General features: G+C 64.4%; 19 protein-coding genes and 2 pseudogenes. 12 read left to right on the top strand and 9 right to left on the bottom strand.

Annotation, left to right across the window (positions count from 1 at the left end; all coding sequences use genetic code 11):
* Positions 1 to 181 precede the first annotated feature (181 nt).
* Positions 182 to 886: an IS6 family transposase gene (locus P6F26_RS18980; RefSeq protein ID WP_278030277.1), complete on the top strand. Its 705-nt coding sequence runs from the start codon at positions 182 to 184 to the stop codon at positions 884 to 886.
* 113 nt (positions 887 to 999) lie between these two features.
* Here the strand turns inward: P6F26_RS18980 and P6F26_RS18975 are convergent, their stop codons facing one another.
* Entirely contained in the window at positions 1,000 to 1,629 is a 630-nt protein-coding gene (locus tag P6F26_RS18975) for an HD domain-containing protein (protein ID WP_278030276.1), read from the bottom strand.
* A gap of 319 nt (positions 1,630 to 1,948) precedes the next feature.
* On the opposite strand from P6F26_RS18975, the gene P6F26_RS18970 reads away from it, so the two are divergent.
* Genes P6F26_RS18970 through P6F26_RS18950 form a run of 5 tightly spaced genes read left to right on the top strand, consistent with a single transcriptional unit; the run spans position 1,949 to position 6,816 of the window.
* Entirely contained in the window at positions 1,949 to 2,740 is a 792-nt protein-coding gene (locus P6F26_RS18970) for a creatininase family protein (protein WP_278030275.1), read from the top strand.
* A gap of 8 nt (positions 2,741 to 2,748) precedes the next feature.
* Complete coding sequence (locus P6F26_RS18965) at positions 2,749 to 3,999, top strand: amidohydrolase family protein (protein WP_278030274.1); 1,251 nt, start codon at positions 2,749 to 2,751, stop codon at positions 3,997 to 3,999.
* A complete protein-coding gene (locus tag P6F26_RS18960) occupies positions 3,992 to 5,413 on the top strand; it encodes an FAD-binding oxidoreductase (RefSeq protein ID WP_278030273.1) in 1,422 nt (473 codons plus the stop codon). Before P6F26_RS18965 ends, P6F26_RS18960 begins: the two co-directional genes overlap by 8 nt.
* A 13-nt stretch (positions 5,414 to 5,426) precedes the next feature.
* Positions 5,427 to 6,320: a TauD/TfdA dioxygenase family protein gene (locus P6F26_RS18955; RefSeq protein ID WP_278030272.1), complete on the top strand. Its 894-nt coding sequence runs from the start codon at positions 5,427 to 5,429 to the stop codon at positions 6,318 to 6,320.
* Between the two features lie 10 nt (positions 6,321 to 6,330).
* On the top strand, positions 6,331 to 6,816 hold the full coding sequence (locus P6F26_RS18950; protein ID WP_278030271.1) for a DUF2165 family protein: 486 nt from the start codon (positions 6,331 to 6,333) through the stop codon (positions 6,814 to 6,816).
* Positions 6,817 to 6,877: 61 nt separating this feature from the next.
* Here P6F26_RS18950 and P6F26_RS18945 read toward each other — a convergent pair whose 3' ends face one another.
* Positions 6,878 to 8,542 carry an ABC transporter substrate-binding protein gene (locus P6F26_RS18945; protein ID WP_278030270.1) on the bottom strand — a complete coding sequence of 555 codons (1,665 nt, stop codon included), beginning with the start codon at positions 8,540 to 8,542 and terminating at the stop codon, positions 6,878 to 6,880.
* Between the two features lie 465 nt (positions 8,543 to 9,007).
* Between P6F26_RS18945 and P6F26_RS18940 the strand changes: the two are divergent.
* From P6F26_RS18940 to P6F26_RS18920, 5 genes and pseudogenes are all read left to right on the top strand, one after another.
* Positions 9,008 to 9,205: pseudogene (locus P6F26_RS18940) on the top strand (IS6 family transposase); the annotation flags it as partial.
* 63 nt (positions 9,206 to 9,268) lie between these two features.
* Positions 9,269 to 10,458 (top strand): IS3 family transposase gene (locus P6F26_RS18935; protein WP_278030269.1). Its coding sequence is split into 2 segments (ribosomal slippage): positions 9,269 to 9,530 and positions 9,530 to 10,458, totalling 1,191 coding nucleotides; the frame shifts between segments, so codons are not numbered across the junction.
* A 70-nt stretch (positions 10,459 to 10,528) separates the two neighbouring features.
* Positions 10,529 to 10,971 (top strand): annotated as a pseudogene (locus P6F26_RS18930) (transposase); the annotation flags it as partial.
* 292 nt (positions 10,972 to 11,263) lie between these two features.
* Positions 11,264 to 12,091: a DUF481 domain-containing protein gene (locus tag P6F26_RS18925; protein ID WP_278030268.1), complete on the top strand. Its 828-nt coding sequence runs from the start codon at positions 11,264 to 11,266 to the stop codon at positions 12,089 to 12,091.
* Positions 12,092 to 12,216: 125 nt separating this feature from the next.
* Positions 12,217 to 12,921 (top strand): IS6 family transposase, encoded by a 705-nt coding sequence (locus tag P6F26_RS18920; protein ID WP_278030267.1) that lies wholly within the window; start codon positions 12,217 to 12,219, stop codon positions 12,919 to 12,921.
* A 290-nt stretch (positions 12,922 to 13,211) separates the two neighbouring features.
* On the opposite strand, the gene P6F26_RS18915 is transcribed toward P6F26_RS18920, so the two are convergent.
* The 7 genes from P6F26_RS18915 to P6F26_RS18885 form a co-directional block, all read right to left on the bottom strand.
* Positions 13,212 to 13,691 (bottom strand): hypothetical protein, encoded by a 480-nt coding sequence (locus tag P6F26_RS18915; protein ID WP_278030266.1) that lies wholly within the window; start codon positions 13,689 to 13,691, stop codon positions 13,212 to 13,214.
* A gap of 240 nt (positions 13,692 to 13,931) precedes the next feature.
* A complete protein-coding gene (locus tag P6F26_RS18910) occupies positions 13,932 to 14,747 on the bottom strand; it encodes a formate/nitrite transporter family protein (RefSeq protein ID WP_278030265.1) in 816 nt (271 codons plus the stop codon).
* A 94-nt stretch (positions 14,748 to 14,841) separates the two neighbouring features.
* Positions 14,842 to 15,957 (bottom strand): endonuclease/exonuclease/phosphatase family protein, encoded by a 1,116-nt coding sequence (locus P6F26_RS18905; RefSeq protein ID WP_278030264.1) that lies wholly within the window; start codon positions 15,955 to 15,957, stop codon positions 14,842 to 14,844.
* Between the two features lie 63 nt (positions 15,958 to 16,020).
* The gene (locus tag P6F26_RS18900) at positions 16,021 to 17,055 is read right to left on the bottom strand and encodes a hypothetical protein (protein WP_278030263.1); all 1,035 of its coding nucleotides are present in this window, start codon (positions 17,053 to 17,055) and stop codon (positions 16,021 to 16,023) included.
* A gap of 108 nt (positions 17,056 to 17,163) precedes the next feature.
* Positions 17,164 to 17,649 carry a DUF4174 domain-containing protein gene (locus P6F26_RS18895; protein WP_278030262.1) on the bottom strand — a complete coding sequence of 162 codons (486 nt, stop codon included), beginning with the start codon at positions 17,647 to 17,649 and terminating at the stop codon, positions 17,164 to 17,166.
* 223 nt (positions 17,650 to 17,872) lie between these two features.
* The gene (locus P6F26_RS18890; protein WP_278030261.1) at positions 17,873 to 18,070 is read right to left on the bottom strand and encodes a CsbD family protein; all 198 of its coding nucleotides are present in this window, start codon (positions 18,068 to 18,070) and stop codon (positions 17,873 to 17,875) included.
* A 179-nt stretch (positions 18,071 to 18,249) separates the two neighbouring features.
* Positions 18,250 to 18,483, bottom strand: a complete 234-nt coding sequence (locus P6F26_RS18885) for a hypothetical protein (RefSeq protein WP_278030260.1) — start codon at positions 18,481 to 18,483, stop codon at positions 18,250 to 18,252.
* 167 nt (positions 18,484 to 18,650) lie between these two features.
* Between P6F26_RS18885 and P6F26_RS18880 the strand changes: the two genes are divergently transcribed.
* Complete coding sequence (locus tag P6F26_RS18880; protein WP_278030259.1) at positions 18,651 to 19,376, top strand: Crp/Fnr family transcriptional regulator; 726 nt, start codon at positions 18,651 to 18,653, stop codon at positions 19,374 to 19,376.
* The last annotated feature ends 254 nt before the right edge of the window (positions 19,377 to 19,630 follow it).

The raw sequence follows: 19,630 nt of genomic DNA, 5'->3' as shown, positions 1-19,630 counted from the left end.
GAGATCAGCCACGAGACGGTGCGGTTCTGGTGGCATCGCTTTGGCCCGCTGTTCGCATCCGAGATCCGCAAACGCCGGATCGAGGGCATGCGATCCAGCCGTTGGCGATGGCAACTCCACGAGAGGTGTTGTCAGAGGAACTTGGCTTGAGGCGGGGCAGGGAGCTGGCTAGCGTCGGCGCATGACCCAACCCGGCCCCTTCAAGTGGTTCAAGACGAGCCCCGAGATCATTCGCCTGGCGGTGATGATGTACGTCCGGTTCCCGCTTTCGCTGCGCAACGTCGAAGACCTGCTGCACGAGCGTGGCGTCGAGATCAGTCACGAGACCGTGCGGTTCTCGTGGCATCGCTTTGGTCCGACCTTCGCAGCCGAGATCCGTAAACGCCGGAGCGAGGGCATGAAGTCCAGCCACTGGCGGTGGCATCTCGACGAGATGTTCGTGAAGATCAACGGCGAGCGGCACTGCCTCTGGCGCGCCGTCGACCACGAAGGCGAGGTGCTCGAAAGCTTCGTCACGAAGACGCGGGACAAGGAGGCGGCCCTGAAATTCCTGAAGAAAGCGATGCGCCGGCACGGGAAGCCTGACTGCATCGTGACGGACAAGCTAAGGTCCTACGGGGCCGCGCTGAAGGAGGTCGGTGCAGATATCCGCCAAGAGACGGGACGCTGGCTGAACAATCGGGCCGAGAATTCCCACCTGCCATTCCGACGACAGGAGCGCCCGATGCTCCTGTTCCGGAGCATGCGAACATTGCAGAAGTTCGCCTCCGTCCATGCCTCCGTCACAAACCATTTCAATCTGGATCGCAGCCTCTCCAGCAGACCCCTCTTCAAGGCCAACCGCGCCGCCGCTCTTGCCGAGTGGCGCGGTCTCTGCGCGGGCTGAGGGACAGCGTCACTGTCCTGGCTGAGACTGGTTCGAATTAGTCTGCCAGCACTGTCATGGTGCTGCCGCACATGAACGCGTGTCTTCGCGCGATGATCCGGGCCCAATTTTGTTCAGTCACCGCGTTGGATTAGCTTGCGCGGGAGCCCCGTCACTAGGCCCTTGGCGATCACTGATGGATCGTAGGCCTTGCGCGCAAAGACCTCATGGACCTCGTCGGTGAAGCTGTCGAGCGGGTCCGCCGCGTAATCCGGGTCGAAGCTGCTCTGGTCCCAGCGTTCGCAGAAGTCCGCACAACTCTGCCAGTAGGGCTCGGTCCGGAAGCGGTCGCGCGCGTCGCGGTCCCAGCCATAGTGATGACCGTAGTAGTAGGTCTGGAAGATCCCGTGGTGTTCGACCACCCAGGCCACCTCTTCCCGTACGAAGGGCCGAACGATCTCGGCCGCCATGCGGTCATGGTTCTGCGGCGCGAGCCGATCGCCGATGTCGTGGAGAAGGGCGGCCACGATCCAGTCGGCGTCTGCGCCGTCGCGCCGGGCCCGTGTCGCGCATTGCAGCGCATGGTCCAGCCGGGTGATCTTGTAACCATCGAGCGTTTCCTCGCCTTGGAGCGCAAGTTCATTCAAAAGACGGGTCGCCGTTCCCTCGTGATAGGGCGTTTCGAGATCGCGGAGGAGTTCGTAATCCTCCTTCGTGCCGTCCTTCATTTGGGTGAACGACACTGTTCTCTGATCGTCGGGCATCGGTCGTTCCACATCTTGGGCTGCGGGGGCTGCGCATATCCGAATTGCGCCGTCGCCGTGATCGTAACCGGAGATCTCGGCCGGCAACAATACCCGCTATGTGACGATCGGAGGTCGGATCCGCGGTTCGCAAGACGTTTCCGTATCGTTGGTCGCCCCTTGCACCCTTTCGCGCCTTCTGCCATCTTTAAAATGTCTCTGGCACGGATCTGTAGGGCCGCGAACCATCCTCGGTAAGGAAGGATCGTGTGCGCATGATCGACCTGATATCGCTCCTGTCTGAACGATTGACCGCCCGCGTCGCAGAAAGGTGTGCCATATGACGCCGCGCGTGGCCCGTTGGGCCGAACTCCGCGCGCCGGACTTCCGGTCGCTTCCGGCCAATTCCGTGGCCATCCTGCCCCTCGGCGCGGTCGAGCAGCACGGGCCGCATTTGCCGTTGTCGGTCGAGTATGACCTCGTCGAGGCCGTGATCGACCGCGCCCTGCCTCTCGTGAGGGGCGTGACGGTCCTTGTCCTGCCCACCCTGCGGATCACCAAGAGCGACGAGCACATGCGCCACCCCGGCACGCTCGCGCTGTCGGCCGCGACGCTTCTGGCCGTCCTTCGCGACGTCGGCCGGTCCGTGGCGCGCGCGGGCGTGACGTGGCTGGTGCTCTTCAATGGCCACGGCGGCAATACCGCGCTTCTCCAGGTCGCGGCGCGAGACCTGCGCATCTCGCACGATCTTCTGGTGGCGAGTTGCAGCTGGTCGCGCTTTGCCGAAACGGATGGGCTCTTCGCGCCCGCGGAGTATGCCCGCGACCTCCATGCCGGGGCGAGCGAGACCTCAGCCATGCTCGCCGCACGGCCCGATCTCGTCGATATGGGCGCCGCCCCCGCGCCCGACAGCGTCCTGCCCGACTGGCACGCGCGGCAGCGGTTCCTCGGCCTGACGGGTGACGCCGCCGCGCCCGCCTGGATCATCGACGACCTGTCGCAGACAGGTGTCGTGGGTGACGCTACCGACGCGAATGCAGAGCGTGGGGCGAGGCTTCTCTCATCGGCCGCGCGCAATTTCGCGGCCTTCCTCGCTGAATTCCGCGATTTCGATCACCGGAGCCCTGCGTGATGGACGCGATGTCCGAAACCATCCGGCTGCCCGGCGTGGGCGTGCCCCGCGCTCTCCTCGCAAACGAGACGGCCTTCGGCGGCGGGGTCGAAGGCGATCTTCGCTGCGGGACGCTGGTCCTGCGGTACGGCCGGGCCGAGCGGCTCGACGCCGGGGCGCCCGGCCGTCCGGAACGCCTCGTGCTTCCTCGTCTGACCGAGGCGCATGTGCATCTCGACAAGTGCCACAGTTTCGACCGCTGCGCGGGCGTGGGGGGCGACCTTGCCGTCGCCATCGCCGCGCAGGCGCGCGACAAGGCGCACTGGACGGCCGAGGACCTCGCCCATCGCGCGGGACGCGGGCTCGACGAACTGATCGCGGCCGGCTGTGGTGCGGTGCGCAGCCATGTCGACTGGACGACAGGGCGGGGGCATCCCGAGGTTCCGCTGGCATGGGAGGTGCTCGGCGAGCTTGCCGCCGATGCCGCAGAGCGCGGCGTGACGCTGCAGCGAGCTGCGCTGACCGCGATCGACGAAATGGCTGATCATGCCCGGGCCGAGGCCGTGGCGCGCCGGGTGGCGCGGGACGACGGGGTTCTCGGCAGCTTCCTACTTGACCAACCAGATCGGCGCGAGGGCCTGCGCGTCCTCTTCGCGATGGCCGACCGCTTCGGCCTGCCTGTCGACTTCCATGTGGACGAGGGGCTCGACCCTTCCCTCGACGGGCTCGAACTGATCGCCGATGTGGCGCTCGAGACGCGTTTCGCCGGGCCGGTGCTCTGCGGGCACGCCTGCAGCCTTGCCTCGCGCGGCGAGGGCGATGTCGCGCGCATCGGCGACAAGCTCGCCGCGGCCGGGATCGCGGTGGCGTCACTTCCGACTACGAATCTCTACCTTCAGGGCCGGCGCGACGGAACGCCCGACCGACGGGGTCTTACCCGGCTTCATGAACTGGCCGCGCGCGGCGTCGCCATCGTGATCGGCACCGACAACGTGCGCGACGCCTTCTGCCCGATTGGCCGGCACGATCCGCTCCATTCGCTTTCGCTGGCGGTCCTCGCCGGGCACCTGGACCCGCCCTTCGGGTGGCAACTGCCTACGATCACCACCGATGCACGCCGCGCCATGGGCCTTGCGCCCGGTTACGTGGACAGCGCACGGGCGGAGGACCTTCTCGTCTTCGAGGTGCCGAGCCTCTCGAGCCTCGTCGCCGGAGCCGCCCAGCCCTTTCCCCTCACCCGGCATCCCATGGCCGCAAGAACCGGACACACTCATGCCTGAAGATGTCACGCCCGTCGCCCCCGATTGGACCCGCATTGCGGAGGCCCTCGCCCCCGTCGAGACCATCGCCGACCCGATCACCGTCAAGAAACGCAGCCGCGATTTCTTCTGGTATTCGCCGATCCTGAACGCCGCGCTGCGCCGGGCCTTCGGCGACCTCGTCGCCCGACCGGCGACGCGCGCGGAACTGGCCCATTGCCTCGCCGTGGCCCATGCCCACGACATCCCCGTGACCCTGCGCGGTGGTGGGACGGGCAACTACGGGCAGGCGGTCCCGCTGAAGGGCGGGCTGATCGTCGAGACCACCGCGATGAACCGCATCCTCGAGATCGGCGCGGACTTCGTCCGGGTCGAGGCCGGCGCGCTCATGGCCGACATCAACGCGGCCCTTCTCCCGACGGGCCGAGAGATGGCGATGTTTCCCTCCACGCAGGACATCGCCACGATCGGCGGCTTCGTCGCGGGCGGCTCGGCGGGCATCGGCTCCATCGCCAACGGGCCGCTCCGCGAGACGGGCAACATCCGCAGCCTCAAGGCGCTTTCGGTCGAGGCGGAGCCGGTGGAGCACGTGTTCGACGCGGAGGAGGCGCTTGCCATCCACCATGCCTGGGGCCTCAACGGCGCGATCACCGAGGTGACGCTCCGAACCGTGCCGACGCGCGACTGGGTCGGCTGCATGGCGGGCTTCGACGGCTATCGCGAGGCCTATGCCGCGGGCCACGCGCTCGCCTCCGCGCCGGACGCCCTGATCGCGCGAAAGCTCTGTTCGGTCGTCGACGCGCGCATCGCCGACTACTTCCCGAGGCTCGGCGACCACGTGCCCAAGGGGTGCCACCTCCTCGTCACGTTGGTTCCGCGCGAACAGCTCGACGCGCTCCGGGCGCTCGTGGCGGACCATGGCGGCACGCTCCACCTCGCGATGGTCGAGAGCGAGCGGCAGGCGGCGAAGCTGCCTCATGTCTTCGAGTTCGCCTACAACCACACCACGCTGCAGGTCCTGAAGTCCGACCGCTCCGCCACCTACCAGCAGATCGGCGTGCCCGATCCCGCCGACGCCGACCGCGTCGCGGCGATGCGCGCGCGCCAGGGCAACGACGTCTGGCCGCACCACGAGTTCACGCGCGCCGGCGGCAGGATATGGTGCGCCGATCTCCCGATCATCTGGTTCGAGAGCCCCGAGCGCCTCGCCGAGATCAACGCCACCTACGAGGCGGACGGCTTCATCGTCTACGACGCCCATGTCCACGTCATCGAGGGCAACCACATGCAGCCCGACTACCGCCACCTGGCGTGGAAGAAGCGGCTGGACCCCAAGGGCCTGCTCAATCCCGGCAAGTCGCTGGAATGGGAGAAGGTCCGCCACCTCTCCCCCGACGAGATCGAGGCGCTCGGCCGGGCGCCCGCGCAATCCTGAGGAGACACAGACGATGACGACGATCGACCTGAGACCGCTCAACCCGACTTTCGGCGTGGAGGTAAAGGGCATCGACCTCATAGAGGTCACGGCCGGACACCTCTTTCCGGAGATCCGCGCGCTCTTCGAGGAGCACTCCGCGCTTCTCTTCCGGGGGCAGGAACTTTCGCAGGAGAAGCATATCGAGCTTGCCGGCCTCTTCGGCCCGGTCGAGGATCGCGACGCCGATACCCGCAAGCCCGGCGAGGCGTTCAGGGTCCCCGAGGTCTCGAACGTGCAGGACGACGGCACGACCTACGGAGAGATGGACCTCAAGACGCTGAATCTCAAGACGAACTTCCTCTGGCACTCCGACAGCACCTTCCTGCCCGTGCCGTCGCTGACGAACATCCTCGTGGCGCGCATCGTCACGACCGAGGGCGGCGCGACTGAGCTTGCCTCCTCCCGCGCGGCATGGGCCGAGATGCCCGAGGCGATGAAGGCGAAGATCCGCGGCCGCGGTATCCACCACCGCTACAGCCATTCGCGCAAGAAGATCTCGGAAGAGCTGTCGAAACTGCCGATGTTCAACAAATGGCCCGACCAGCGCTGGAACGCCGTCTGGACCAATCCCGTCAACGGACGCGAGGCGCTTTACCTGGCGAGCCACGCCTTCGCGGTCGACGGCTACGGCGAGGCGGAGGGCGAGGCGCTTTTGGCCGAGCTGACCGGGTTCTGCACCGAGGAGCGTTTCGTCTATTCGCATCGCTGGGAGGTGGGCGACGTCCTTCTCTGGGACCAGCGCGCCGTCATGCACCGGGGCACGCCATGGCCCTACGAGCAGCCGAGGAAGCTGTCCAGCATCTGTTCCAGCGTGCGGGAAAGCGACGGTCTCACCGCCATGCGCCTCGACGCCGAACCGGCCTGACGGAGGGAAGATGGACAGCTTGCTCTTGCTTGTCGAGGCCGCACTGGTGGCCGGTCTCGGGACCTGGATGGCGGTCGCGGTCGCCGACAATTGGCGCCATCCGAAGATGAACGAAGAGGGGGTGGCCATGGTCGTGCGCTTCGACCTCATGGCGATTGAGTATCCCGAAGACTACCGCCTCGTCGCGCATCGCCGGATCGAGGATCCCGCCACGATCCGCCGCCTCTTCCACACGATCCGGGCGGCCGAAACGCTTGCGGCCATCTCCCTTGTCGTCTCGGCTCTCTTGCTGGTCCTCGCGGCGGCGCGGGCGGCCTCGTCTGAGGTTGCAACCGGCGCGGCGATCGTCTCGTCCGCCTTCTTCACGCTCGTGTGGGGCTGCTTCGTCATCGGCGGCAACTACTTCGCCTACTGGTATTGCCACCAATGGGCTCAGTCGAACCACTTCATGCTGATGTACTGGGGTTTCTTTGTCCTGATCGTGCTTCTGCTCTGACGCGAACGAACGAGAAAAGGGCCGCCCTGAGGCGGCCCTTTCAGTCGTCTGGCGGTGCTGATCACGCCACCCAGTATAGCACGCGTGGGTCGATGACCTGACTGACGTGGATCTCGCCGCCCCGCAGCCCGTCCTTCTGCGCGTTGTAGAGCGACCGCCAGTAAGGCTGGATCAGGATGCCTTCTTCCTGCATGATCGCCTGCGCCCGCCGCATCAGGGCTCGCCGCGCCTCGACGTCCGGAATGGTCAGCGCTTCTGCCACAATGGCGTCCATCTCAGGGTTGGCGATTCCGGTCTCATTCCAGGAGCCTCCTGACACGTAGGCGACAGCGAAAGTCTGAACGGCCAAGGGTCGGTGGTTCCAGATTGTCGTTGAAAACGGGTAGCCGCTCCAGTTGTTCCAGAAGGTCGACGACGGGATGATGGTGCGCAGAACTGGGATACCGGCATCGCGAAGCTGAGCCGCGCAAGCATCGGCGCTGTCGCGCATGAAACCGGCGTCGAGCGAGATGAGCTCGTGCTCGTAGTCGGCCATACCCGCCTCTTCCATCAGCGCTCGCGCGGCGGCTGGGTCTCGCGAGATGGGTGGCATGGGCGAGTATTCCGGATGTACCGGTGCCACGTGGTGGTTCTCCGCCACAATGCCTTGTCCGGACTGGCCCACATCGAGGATGACCTGGTTGTCCACCGCCAGCGCCAGCGCTCGGCGGACGCGGGCATCGGCGTAGGGACGCGCGCCGCCGACCTCGGCGAGGGCGTTCGGACGTATCACGATGGTCGCGGCGGTGGAGACTTCCTCGACCCGCCAGTCTTCGAAGGCGCCGAACACGTCCACATAGTCGCCCTCCAGAGCATAGATGAGGTCGATTTCGTCGGCTTCAGCCGCCGCGACCCATGCAATCGGGTCCTCGCCGTAGTCTATGAACTCTATACGATCGAGCCAGGCGCCGTTGCCCTCGTTCCACCATGTGTGGGTCGTATTGCGCTCGAGTACGGCGCGCAGGCCCACTTCGTAGGCCGTCGGCAGGTAGGGGCCCGTTCCGATCGGATTATCCAGCATCGTCGACGCGTCGAAGGATGGGTGCACGATGGCCGCTTGGTAGTCCGCGAGGTTTGGGATCACCGCGATGTCCGGTTGTGATAGGACTAGGACGACAGTCAGGTCGTCCACGGCCTGTATCGCATCCTCGCGGGCCTGCCCGTCTGCCATCAGCGCCGCCAGGCGCCCGGCCATGGAGTTTCCCTCAATTGTGCTGTCGCACATTCGCCGGATGTTGAAGGCGACATCCGCGGCGGTGAAAGGGTCGCCGTTGTTCCAGGTCACGCCTTCACGCAACCGCAGCGTGTATCGCGTAGCATCTTGCGAGATCTCCCAGCTGTCGAGCAGCATCGGACTAAAGGTGCCATCGCTGTTGTAGAAGACGAGGTACTCGAGCCAGCCACGCCCAAAGTTCGCCAGCATGTTGAAGTCGAAGGCCAGCGGATCTTTCATCGCGCGGAGTACGCCCTGAACCCGGGCGGTGCCGCCCATGCGTGGTGTTGCTTGTGCCATGACGGGCGCCGCGAGGCCCATCATGCCCCAGGCCGTGGTGGCAGAAGCCCCGTAAATGCTCGCCGTGGCGAGGAACTCCCGCCGCGTCAAAGCGCACCCCGAGGCCCGTGCGGCCTCGGCGGCAGATGTTAGGTGGTGCGGCAGATCTGCGGCCGCACGATGCTTAATGGGCATTGAGATGAACTCCCTGGCGTGGGCGCCTTCGTGTGGCGCTATGTGTCAATAAGGCCTGCGGTACGACCGGGATCTCGCGATCTCGGAGTCCGCTTGGCCCTTTTGACTGTGCCAGAGTCATTTCAAAAGTAGGGCAGGGGGGCGGCATCGTGCAACACATGCCTGCTCTGGTCGCGCGTGTCCTACACGATCGGTGTCGTTTTCGAGTTAGACTGACCATTTCTTGTGCACGTGGTGTAATATTGTCAGAAGAATTGCGGTTGAGACGGGCAGGGTGGACTTTTAGCGTCGGAACATGACCAGACCTGACCTGTTCAAGGGGTTCTGTCACAGGAACTTGGCTTGAGGCAGTAGGCTGACCCCGTTAGCCGGCCCTGTCAGAGAAACCCGGCTTGAGGCGGGGCAGGTCAGTCAGGGGAACTTTGCTTGTGGCGGGGCGGGGGGGGGGCTGAGTAGCGTTCCAAGATGAGTAACCCCAGCCCCTTCAAGTACTTCAAGACGTCGGCCGAGATCATCCGCCTGGCTGTCATGATGTACATCCGGTTCCCGCTCTCGCTCAGGAACGTCGAGGATCTTCTGCACGAGCGCCGCGTCGAGATCAGCCACGAGACCGTGTGCTTCTGGTGGCATCGGTTCGGGCCAATGTTCGCGGCCGAGATCCGGTGACCTGCCACGAGTTTTTTCCTCCACCGCCGATTAGAGTCCGCCCCAAACCGAGGACGGACAATGAAGCGAACGAGATACACGGACGAGCAGATCATCGGGATCTTGGCCGAGCACGACGCCGGGGCGAAGTGCGCGGACCTGTGCTGCAAGCATGGCATGTCGGAAGGCACCTTCTACAACTGGAAGGCCAAGTTCGGCGGCATGACGGTGCCCGAGGCGAAGCGACTGAAGGCGCTTGAAGACGAGAACGCCAAGCTGAAGAAGCTTTTGGCCGAGCAGATGCTCGACATGACGGCGATGAAGGAGCTCCTGTCAAAAAAATGGTGACGCCCGCCGTGAAGCGCGAGGCTGTCGCGTATCTGAAGGCCCAGCTCGGGCTGTCGGAACGGCGGGCGTGCAAGATTGCGGGGGCGGACCGGAAGATGGTGCGCTACCGGTCGCGGCGCGCCCCGGATACGGCGCTGCGGGGACGATTGCGGGACCTTGCCAACGAGAGGCGCAGGTTCGGCTACCGGCGGCTCTTCGTGCTGCTCCGGCGCGAGGGGGAGCCGTCGGGGATCAACCGCATCTACCGGCTCTATCGGGAGGAAGGGCTGACGGTGCGCAAAAGAAGGGCGCGTCGCAAGGCGATCGGCACGCGGGCGCCGATCCTGATCGAGGCGCGGGCCAATGCGCGCTGGTCGCTCGATTTCGTGCATGACCAGTTCGTCTGCGGACGGCGCTTCCGGGTGCTGAACGTGGTGGATGACGTCACCTGCGAATGCCTTGCGGCAATCCCGGACACGTCCATCTCGGGCCGCCGCGTGGCGCGGGAGCTGACTGCCTTGATCGAACGCCGCGGCAAGCCGGGAATGATCGTCAGCGATAACGGCAACGAACTGACCTCGAACGCGATCCTGAAGTGGTGTGCCGAGCACAGGGTTGAATGGCACTACATCGCGCCCGGCAAGCCGATGCAGAACGGTTTCGTGGAAAGTTTCAACGGCAGGATGCGGGACGAATTCCTGAACGAGACGCTCTTCCGCAGCCTTGCCCATGCCCGCGATCTGATCGCCGCCTGGGTCGCCGACTACAACACCGCGCGGCCCCACTCGGCGCTCGGCTACCAGACCCCCGCAGGCTTCGCCCTGCACCTCGCCGACGCAATCGCCCGACCCGCTGCGCGAAATGAAAGCTCCGCGTGCCGGGCGATTGCTCACCCCGTGCCGAAAGGCATAAATGACAACCGGGCTCCGGTCGCGGCTGGATGAAAGTCCCGTGGCAGGTCATGGTTCGAATTAGTCTGCCAGCACCCCCCAGAAGAAGCACAAGCCAGAAGAGATCGTCGCGAAGCTGCGTCAGTTCGACGTGTTGGTGTCGCAAGGCCAGTCGGTGGCCGAGGCGGTGCGGTCGATCGGCGTGACGCAGTTCACCTACTACCGTTGGCGCAAGGAATACGGCGGCCTGAAGACGAACCAGGTGAAGCGTCTGAAGGAGCTGGAAAAGGAGAACGAGCGGCTTCGGAAAGCTGTGTCGGACCTTACGCTCGAGAAGCTGATCCTGAGGGAGGCCGCCTCGGGAACCGAAGGTCCGCGTCAGCGAAACTTCTGAGCCCCGCCCGTCGCCGTCGCTGTGTCGACCATGTCAGGCAGAAGTTTGGTGTCTCCGAACGGTTTGCCTGTCGTGTCCTCGGCCGGCATCGATCGACCCAACGGAAGGCCCCGCGTGGGCCTCCCGACGAGGAGGCGCTGACCGCGGACATCATCGCGCTTGCCTCCCAGTATGACCCAGCGTGCGAGTCCCGATCCGCTCGGCAAAGCCCGGCAGTACGACCGCTACCGCGATCACCAGAAATAGAAGGCCTGCGCCGAAGCAGGCGAACACTGCGGTTCTGAGAGTCATGCGAGCAGTCTCATTTCTATGCCTGGGGAGCTTACGAAGCGCGGCAGGCACACGCTAGATCCCACGCTATCCCGGACCCATCCGGCTCTCCAGGTCGTTGCTTTTCTGGACGCCGCACAGCACGGCACTAGGGTTCATGTCGTTCAATCAAGCAAATCACGGGAAGGAAATCCGATGATCATCAAAGGATTGCCACAGATCATTGTCGCCGGAGCGCTTGTCGCGTCGCCTGCATTTGCGCAGACCGCCTTCGACAATACGGACATAGCCGAGACGCGCAACGAGGCTTTGGGAGAACAGATCCAAGAGGATTTCGAGACCGACTTCGACAGGTTCGGAAACCTCGGGCGCGAGGTCGGTTTCGACGGCTCGCTCTCGCTCCGCGGCACTGCGTCGAGCGGCAACAGCGACAGTGCCGACCTCGGTATCGGCGCCAATCTCGGCTTCTACGACGGGGTCAACGGCTACAGCCTCCAGCTGAACTACGCCTACAGCGAGACCGAAGGGACAACGGACGAGGAGAGTCTCTTCTACGACCTGGAATACACCCGCGATTTCACGCCGCGCGCCTACGGTTTCGCCAAGCTCCAAGGAACGGTCGATGCGTTTTCGGCCTACGAGTCGGACACCTTCTTCGGTATCGGAGCAGGCTACCTGGTCTACGATCAACCGGACGTCCGATGGTCGGTGCAGGGCGGCCCGGGCTACAGGGTCGCGAGCCTCGACAACGCACTCGACCGGGACTTCGAGGAAGCCGCAATCAGCCTTTCGTCGAACTTCTCCTACATGATCAACGACACGACCTTCCTGACCAACGACACCGACATCATCGGGTCGGAGTCCGATACCGTCGTGCTGAACGAGCTCGGCCTGACCGTCGCCATGGACAGGCAGCTCGCGCTCAGGACGAGCATCTCGACGGAGTATCACACGGACCCCCAGCCTGGGTTCGACGACACGGACCACATCTTCGGCGTGTCGCTGATCTACAGCTTCGACTGACGGAACGGCTCGAGATAGACTGCCGGAAGGCCCAAAGGGGTCTTCCGGCCGTAGGGTTCTGTCAGAGGGGTGTTGTCAGATGAACTTGGCTTGAGGCGGGGCAGAGGGCTCGGTAGCGTCGGCGCATGACCCAATCCAGCCCCTTCAAATGGTTCAAGACGAGCCCCGAGATTATCCGCCTTGCAGTGATGATGTATGTCCGGTTTCCGCTCTCGCTCCGGAATGTCGAGGACCTGCTGCACGAGCGTGGCGTCGAGATCAGCCACGAGACCGTGCGGTTCTGGTGGCACCGTTTCGGTCCAAGGTTCGCTGCCGAGATCCGGAAACGCCGGATCGAGGGCATGCGATCGAGCCACTGGCGATGGCACCTCGACGAGATGTTCGTGAAGATCAACGGCGAGCGGCACTATCTCTGGCGGGCGGTGGATCATGAGGGTGAGGTCCTTGAGAGCTTCGTCACGAAGACGCGGGACTGCAAGGCTGCCCTGAAATTCCTCAGGAAAGCCATGCGCCGGCATGGGAAGCCTAAATGCATCGTCACCGACAAGCTGAGGTCCTACGGCGCCGCGCTGAAGGAGGTCGGTGCAGGTATGTGCCAGGAGACGGGACGCTGGCTGAACAACCGGGCTGAGAACTCGCACCTGCCGTTCCGACGACGGGAGCGTGCCATGCTCCGCTTCCGACGGATGCGAAGTCTGCAGAAGTTTGCATCCGTCCACGCCTCCGTCACCAACCACTTCAATCTGGATCGCAGCCTCTCCAGCAGACCCAACTTCAAGGCCAACCGCGCCGCCGCTCTCGCCGAGTGGCGCGGTCTCTGCGCGGCATAAGGGACAGCGGCGCTGTCCTAGCTGAGACTGGTTCGAATTAGTCTGCCAGCACCTTGCCCGCGGATGTCTCGTCGGCTTCTCCGGGAAATGCGCCTTCTCCTCGCTTGCGGACCGGGGACCCTCTGCGGCCGTGCGTGACTTCGACAGTCCGAGTGTGAGCGTTCCGCTCAACCGTCGCGCGCGGGCAAGCGGTTGCGGGGCGCGCCTGCGCGAGGAACGCGAGGGCATGCCTTCGTTCTCGGCCACCTGGATCGAGAAGTCCTGCGGAACCGTCGGGCGGTTGCTACCGGTCAGCGCGTCGACAACTTGACCAGGGCCGCGGCCGCAAGGGCGTGTTCCTTCTGATGGTAGTCACCGTGAAACTTGCCGTCGACCTTCACCTCCCAGATGCCGCTTCTCTCACGGATCTGCACCCGGTCCGGCTGCTCCGGACGCTCCATGCCAGAGCCCTGTCCGTCTCCGCGTCCCGGCGGCGCGGTTTCGTTGTCGGTCATGTCCGGCTCCTTTGCCATTGGCGGCCGAAGATCTCCAAGGAGTATCACGGCGCGAATGAATTCTTCCGCGTAGTCGTCGGTTTCGCGGTAATCGTGCTCGTGTTTCGTCATGCGCATCGGTTCCACGAACCGTTCTCTCAGATGGTCGATGAAACGCGGTTCCGTTCGCGCCATGTATGCGATGAGCGCTTGCAGGATCCGCTCATGGGCCAGCACCCGCCGTTCGAGTTCGGTCGCTTCCGCTGGTGTCCCCGAAGGATTTTCGACTGGCGACATGGGTGTCCGTCCTTCGCTCTGCAGGGGGCAACCCTGAAGGCTCCGTGTCGGCGCGGCGGCAGTCGGGCCGTCACCTTGCCGCCATACAGGTCGTAACGAGGCAGATACCAGTTGAGCCGACATCGCGCACTAATGCAGATCAGGACCGATGAGCGGCGGCAATCGGCGGGAGCCGCAATCGAAGCCGTGACAAGCGGGATCTCGATCCTCCAGCGCGCCGCGCCGCTCGGGTCAGCCCGGTCATATCTCCTCGCGCAGCTGGGCGTAAGTCAATGCTACGAAGATGCCAATACCGCCGAGGACGTTCCCGGCCAGCGCAGGCAGGATTCCCGCCAGAACGGCAGGCCCGATGGCCAATTCACCAAGAAGGACGAGGATGAACAATTCGGTCGAACCGGCCACGACATGCGACATGCCGCCGAGCCCGATCAAGTAGGTGACGATCACGATCGTCAGGACTTCGCCGGCGCTTTCCATGCGCGGAAGGACCCACACCAGCGCCGCGATCAGGAACCCGGCCGGGATGCCCCGGGCAAAATGGTCGAAGGCCGACGCTTCGGCGTAATGACGCGCAACCGAAAGAATGCCGTCGAGGCGCGCCTTGGGGACGATGTGACCGAAGACCAGAACGAGCGACGCCAGCATGCAGCCAAGAAGGTTCGCCGCGAAGACGATGCCCCAGAGCCGGCCGATCTGCATCAGTTTCCCCGCGGTCGGCGTCAGGAACAGGGTCAGTATGGGCGTGATCGTGTTCTCGGTGAAAAGCTGCATCCGCCCGAGGATCACGATGAGAAACCCGACCGTGTAGCCGAGGTTCGAGACCGCGGAGGTCCAGTCCGCGTCGGGAAGGACCGAGACCAGAAATCCCTTGCCCAGAACCGATGTGCTGAGCGCAAGGCCTGCCGCGACGCCCGACCACCACAGCGCGCTGACGGGCCGCCGAAGCTCGTGTTCGCCTGCACGTCGGATCGCCTCGAAGATGACCGAGGACGACGCGCTTTCGTGCTCGTGAACCCGGGCTTCCTTGTCGCTGTCGAGATCCGCTTTTTCGGACATGAGCCCTACCCTGTAGTCTTGGCCGGTGCGATGTGTTCGATGAGTCCCCGGCGCAAGCCTTCACGAGCGCGCGTCTGGCCGAGTGGCGGAGGTCTCATTCCTTTTCATTCGTCGGCCCTACCGACCGGGCCGCCTCGATGGAGGCTTCGGCCTCGGCGATGTCGCCGGGATCGGGTTCCGGCGGAGCTTGCGGGATATCCCGGCCTGAAGCGTTACAGAGACTTGCCATGACCGGATGGTGATCGGAGCCGAATGCAGGAAGCACCGCGAATTCGAGCAGCCCGAACTCCTCCTGAAACAGGATCTGGTCCAGCGGCCAGGACATCAGGAGGCTGTCGGCGCTGAATGTCGGATGAAGGCCGCGCCCGATCCTCGGGTCGAGCAGGCCGCCGATCCGCGCCGCGCGCCTTGTGACGCTTTCCCAGGGGACGGAGTTGAAGTCTCCGGCCACGATCGTTGCCGACGTAGAGGCCTCTGCCAGAAGCGCCGCCTTCAGAAGCGATGCGTCGCGGAGCGTCGTCGGCTGCGACCAGGCCAGCGGCGGATGGGGATGCACGCCGACGAACTGCACCACCGCGCCGCCGGGAAGTTCCACGCCCGTGACCGCCGTCGGCGTGTAGCCGTCGAAGAGGAACTCGAATTTCGGGTCGATCAGCGGCAGCCGCGAGAAGACGTGCATGCCGAAGGCGCCGTCGCTCTCGGAAATGAACTGCATCCTCTCCGGGTAGCTCTCCTGCAGAGACCGGAGATTTCGGTCCCACCACTCGTCCGTCTCCATGACCAGCAGGAGGTCGGGGCTCACGTCCTCCACGAGATCGAGGAACGCGGCCGCGGCTTGGTTCCGTTCCTGCACGTTCGCGATCAGGAGGGTGAAGGAACTGCCGGTTTCGCAGGTGTCCATTCCCGCCAGCGCTTGGGCCGCAAACCGGGTATATGGATAGAGCCGGGAGCTCTGATGAACGAGGGCGAGCACGCCGATCGCACAGATGACCCAGCCAATCGTCCCGATCCGGGATCGCAACACGGCAACTCCAACGAGCAGGAGAGCCAGAGCGAAGCCGAATTGCAGGCGCGGAAAGTCGAGAAACCTGATCCACCAGACGTTCGTCTCGATCAACGGAAGGAAGGACGCCGCAGTCACGGCCGCCAGGAGGATCAAGACGATGCCGGCCGCCCAAGCGCCCAACCGCTTCGCGCCGGCCTCCGTCATTAAACACCTCTTTTGCGGCGGCCTTCCATCGCCCGGCAATCCGCCGCCGTGCAGCGCGGAGGCCTAAAGGCGATCGTCCAGGCGGTCGCCCAGGAAGCCGTCCGGCTTGCCCGCAAAGGCACCGCCAGCGGCTGCAACGAGCCCCAGCAGCGAAGCCAGCGTCAGATACCATGCCGTCGTCGACAGGACCGAGGATGCGGTTTGCGCCGCCTCCAGAGCCTGTTGCCGGGCCTCGTCGAGCGTCTGCTGCATCTGGTCCACCGCGCTTTCGAACCGCGTCTCCACCGCCACCACGAGCTGCTCGACCTCGGCTTCGGTCAAGCCAAGCCGCTGTTGCAGAACCCTCAGAACTTCCTCGCGGTCCTCTTCGGAGAACACCGCCTCCGGGCCGCTGACGAGGGCGTCCACCGCGTCGTTGACCTCTTGACCCACATTGCCGGGCGACTGCAGCGCATCGGCGAGAGCGTTTCGGAGGATGCTCATGGCGCGGTCCTGTTCCTGCTGGCTCACGACGTTCTCGAACGCCTGTCGAGTTTCGCGGCGCAGCTGATCCACCGTGATTCCGTTCTCCTCGAGCGTCGTGCGAATTTCCGGTGGAAGGTTCTCGACCGATATTTCGGAGGCCATTTCGCCGATGTCGGGAAACGAGAAATCATCGGGTGCAACGGCTTCGGCCACGTTCGCCGCGGCCCGGGCGGAATTACCGATCATGGTGGAAGCGGCTCCAAACATCGCCCCGCCGCCGGCGATGGCGGCCCATGCCAGAAGCACCGTCGAGAGCGCCCAGACCGCCGCGCCATGCAGGATCGAGGACGGCAAGCGCGGAACGCCCGCGAGCTTGGCAGCGGCGAAACCGCCAACGGCCAGCGAGATCAACTGCGTCAGGATCATGTAAAGACCGGACCCCACGCCCATGCCGGACAGCGGAGCGTCGTCATAAAGCGGATCGACCGCAGCCGCACCGATGGCGATGCCCAGCGTGGTGAAGAAGACCATGAGCGCCAGCGCCACGACGGTGCCGACGAAGATGGCGCCCCAGGAGACACGCCGAACGGCAATGTCGGCGGGTCGGGGGGCCTGAGGATCAACCGCGGTCATGATGTTTCCTGCTGCAAGGGAATACTCGGTGGAATTGCAACTCGCCTGCAGCCGAAAAGGTTGCATCTTGCCGGCGGTTCCTCGGTCCCGACGCGGAACGCCGTGATGTCACTCGCCGGTTCGCACTGCGTCCTGCCGCAGCGAAAAATTGTCGATGGCGATGCTGATCTCTCGCACATCACGCGGGCTCGGCCAGCGGCGGCCAACGCTGCCGCTTTTCGTGATAAGGACGACCGAAAATCCGCGCGGGCGGAGTTCGGTTCGGAATGGCGAGCGGGCGGAGGGATCCGTGTCGACGATGACCATGACCTCGCGCTCGATCAGCGGTCCAGGTTGCTCGGCCAACAGTTGCAGTTGCTCGATGACGCGCGGATCGGCCGAAGACGCCGCGAACACGATCAGCGGGCGCGCAAGCCAAAGAAGATCGTCCGGATCGATCTCGGCCGCATCGAGCGGCCTTAACGGATCGACGAGCGTTTGATCGATCAGGGGGGCCTGACCGTCTCGTCGCGTGTCCGGCAAACTTGCCTGCGCAAGAAGCGGTGTTTTCGCCAGCAGAAGCGCGGCAATGGCGAAAACAAGTGTCTTCCGCATTTTTTCATCCGATAATTCGCCGACTACATTGGCGCTCGTATTTCGGAACGGCACAGGCCCACGATCAATGGGCCTTGAAAGGGAAATTGCCTCGGCCAGGCAGTTTCAGACATCGCCGGTTCTGCCGAAGAACAAGAGTGCGCGCCGCAAAGGCAACGCGCAGTCTTCTCTTGCAACCGATGGATCAATGCACGGCTTGGAGGTCACGACTGCAAGCTAGCGGTCAATGCCTTGCGGCGAAATCGTCCACCTGCTTCTGGGCTTCGTCTTTTTCGATGCCATAGCGCTCCTGGATCTTCCCGACGAGCTGATCGTAATTCCCTTCGGCCTGCTGTATCTCATCATCGGTAAGCTTGCCCCAGTTTTGCTTAATGGAGCCGGTCATCTGCTTCCAGTTTCCCTTGATCTGATCCCAGTTCATCAGTCTCTCCTTTCTTTTCTCCAAATCGCTCAACGCGTATCCACCTCCGCTTGTTCCGCAGACTTTTGCCGGCCATGCGGTCGTCGCTCGTTGTGCTCCGGAGCGCTGCCTCCAGGCGATCTGCAATTTCGTGCACGATCACATTACCTTCGGCTGCCACATCTCCCGGCGGACCGCATTCAGGGACGACGCACCGAGTTGCCCCCGTCGAGAATGCCGTTGATGAGCTTCGCCACGGCGGAGTTCAGTGCGTCGTCGTCGCCGGTCGGGGCGTTCGCGTGTGCGGCGGCCGCATCGCGGAGGATGCCGACGATTTCGCTTTCCGGTAGGATCTCGAGGTCGTTCAGGGCGAGAAGAAGCGATTCGCATATGGCCAGTGCGGCGGTGCCTGCGACGTCTTTGGGAACGGTCATGGTGGGCTGTGCCTTTGTCTCGGAAGGAAGAAATCCGGCAGGGAGTGCCCGGAAAGAAGGAGAGCATATACGTCGGTGACCGCGCCGGGCTGATACAGAGCAGTCTGCGGCACCACTATTCCGGCTAGACCTCGGTTTCGTTCGTGTCCCCATGAGCCTGAAACGTCATGCATGAAAGCCCACTCACCCGAAAGCTTTCGGCCTATGTCGGCCTGTCGGACGTCGATCTGGCGACGCTTGCACGCTTCTACCGACGTCGCCGGACCTTCTCGCAGGGGCACGAACTGACCCACGAGGGACAGGCGAACGCATCGGCCTTCGTGCTCGCCGAAGGCTGGGCGTGTTCCTACAAGATCACGCCGGACGGACAGCGGCAGATCGTCGATTTCCAGATCCCCGGCGATTTTCTCGGCCTGCGCAGCATCCTGTTCAGAACCTCCGACCACAGTATCGACGCTGTGACCCGGATCGAGGCGACCGAGGTGCTGGCCACTGACATCTTCGAAGCCTTCGCCGAGGCGCCCCGCCTCGCCACCGCCGTGCTCTGGGCGGCCTCTCGGGACGAGGCGATGGTGGTGGAGCATCTCGTCAACCTCGGGCGCCGGACGGCCGAGGAGCGCACGGCGCATCTCCTGCTGGAACTAGGCACGCGGCTCAACCTTGTCGGGATGGCCGACCGGACCGGCTTCGACTGTCCGCTCACGCAGTATCATCTCGCCGACGCGCTGGGCCTCAGTGCGGTGCACGTCAACCGCGTGTTGAGACACCTGCGCGAGGAGAAGCTGGTGACCTTTCAGAAAGGCCGTGTGGTCTTCGACGACTTCGACCGGCTGAAGGACCTCGCAGGTTTCGATACGTCCTACCTCGACCAGGATGGTCCCCTGCTCCGCTGAGCCTGGGCAGGACCCGGCCGAATGCCGGGAGTAGCGCCCGAGATTGCGACCGGTCGCCCCACTGATGTGGATCAGCCCGAATCGAGTGGCTTCCCGGCATGGTGTTCCCACGATCCCCGGACATGGCGGCACGGACTTTTCGTGCCGCAGGACGCCTATTGCCGCCTTCCGGGCGAAGGGCCCGCTCATGCGTGGCCGCACCGCAGAACAGGAGACGCCATGGACAGCCGTGCCACGACCCCCTTCCGCCCCGC

It is taken from the genome of Roseicyclus salinarum (genome assembly GCF_029624655.1).
Classification (GTDB): domain Bacteria; phylum Pseudomonadota; class Alphaproteobacteria; order Rhodobacterales; family Rhodobacteraceae; genus Roseibacterium; species Roseibacterium salinarum.
Note: the sequence above shows the minus strand (reverse complement) of the source record. Positions and strands in the feature narration are given on the sequence as shown.

Bases quoted from the DNA above. Each gene is read 5' to 3' on its own strand.
- P6F26_RS18980 (WP_278030277.1), top strand. From the start codon at position 182: ATGACCCAACCCGGCCCCTTCAAGTGGTTCAAGACGAGCCCCGAGATC.
- P6F26_RS18975 (WP_278030276.1), bottom strand. From the start codon at position 1,629: ATGCCCGACGATCAGAGAACAGTGTCGTTCACCCAAATGAAGGACGGC.
- P6F26_RS18970 (WP_278030275.1), top strand. From the start codon at position 1,949: ATGACGCCGCGCGTGGCCCGTTGGGCCGAACTCCGCGCGCCGGACTTC.
- P6F26_RS18965 (WP_278030274.1), top strand. From the start codon at position 2,749: ATGTCCGAAACCATCCGGCTGCCCGGCGTGGGCGTGCCCCGCGCTCTC.
- P6F26_RS18960 (WP_278030273.1), top strand. From the start codon at position 3,992: ATGCCTGAAGATGTCACGCCCGTCGCCCCCGATTGGACCCGCATTGCG.
- P6F26_RS18955 (WP_278030272.1), top strand. From the start codon at position 5,427: ATGACGACGATCGACCTGAGACCGCTCAACCCGACTTTCGGCGTGGAG.
- P6F26_RS18950 (WP_278030271.1), top strand. From the start codon at position 6,331: ATGGACAGCTTGCTCTTGCTTGTCGAGGCCGCACTGGTGGCCGGTCTC.
- P6F26_RS18945 (WP_278030270.1), bottom strand. From the start codon at position 8,542: ATGCCCATTAAGCATCGTGCGGCCGCAGATCTGCCGCACCACCTAACA.
- P6F26_RS18925 (WP_278030268.1), top strand. From the start codon at position 11,264: ATGATCATCAAAGGATTGCCACAGATCATTGTCGCCGGAGCGCTTGTC.
- P6F26_RS18920 (WP_278030267.1), top strand. From the start codon at position 12,217: ATGACCCAATCCAGCCCCTTCAAATGGTTCAAGACGAGCCCCGAGATT.
- P6F26_RS18915 (WP_278030266.1), bottom strand. From the start codon at position 13,691: ATGTCGCCAGTCGAAAATCCTTCGGGGACACCAGCGGAAGCGACCGAA.
- P6F26_RS18910 (WP_278030265.1), bottom strand. From the start codon at position 14,747: ATGTCCGAAAAAGCGGATCTCGACAGCGACAAGGAAGCCCGGGTTCAC.
- P6F26_RS18905 (WP_278030264.1), bottom strand. From the start codon at position 15,957: ATGACGGAGGCCGGCGCGAAGCGGTTGGGCGCTTGGGCGGCCGGCATC.
- P6F26_RS18900 (WP_278030263.1), bottom strand. From the start codon at position 17,055: ATGACCGCGGTTGATCCTCAGGCCCCCCGACCCGCCGACATTGCCGTT.
- P6F26_RS18895 (WP_278030262.1), bottom strand. From the start codon at position 17,649: ATGCGGAAGACACTTGTTTTCGCCATTGCCGCGCTTCTGCTGGCGAAA.
- P6F26_RS18890 (WP_278030261.1), bottom strand. From the start codon at position 18,070: ATGAACTGGGATCAGATCAAGGGAAACTGGAAGCAGATGACCGGCTCC.
- P6F26_RS18885 (WP_278030260.1), bottom strand. From the start codon at position 18,483: ATGACCGTTCCCAAAGACGTCGCAGGCACCGCCGCACTGGCCATATGC.
- P6F26_RS18880 (WP_278030259.1), top strand. From the start codon at position 18,651: ATGCATGAAAGCCCACTCACCCGAAAGCTTTCGGCCTATGTCGGCCTG.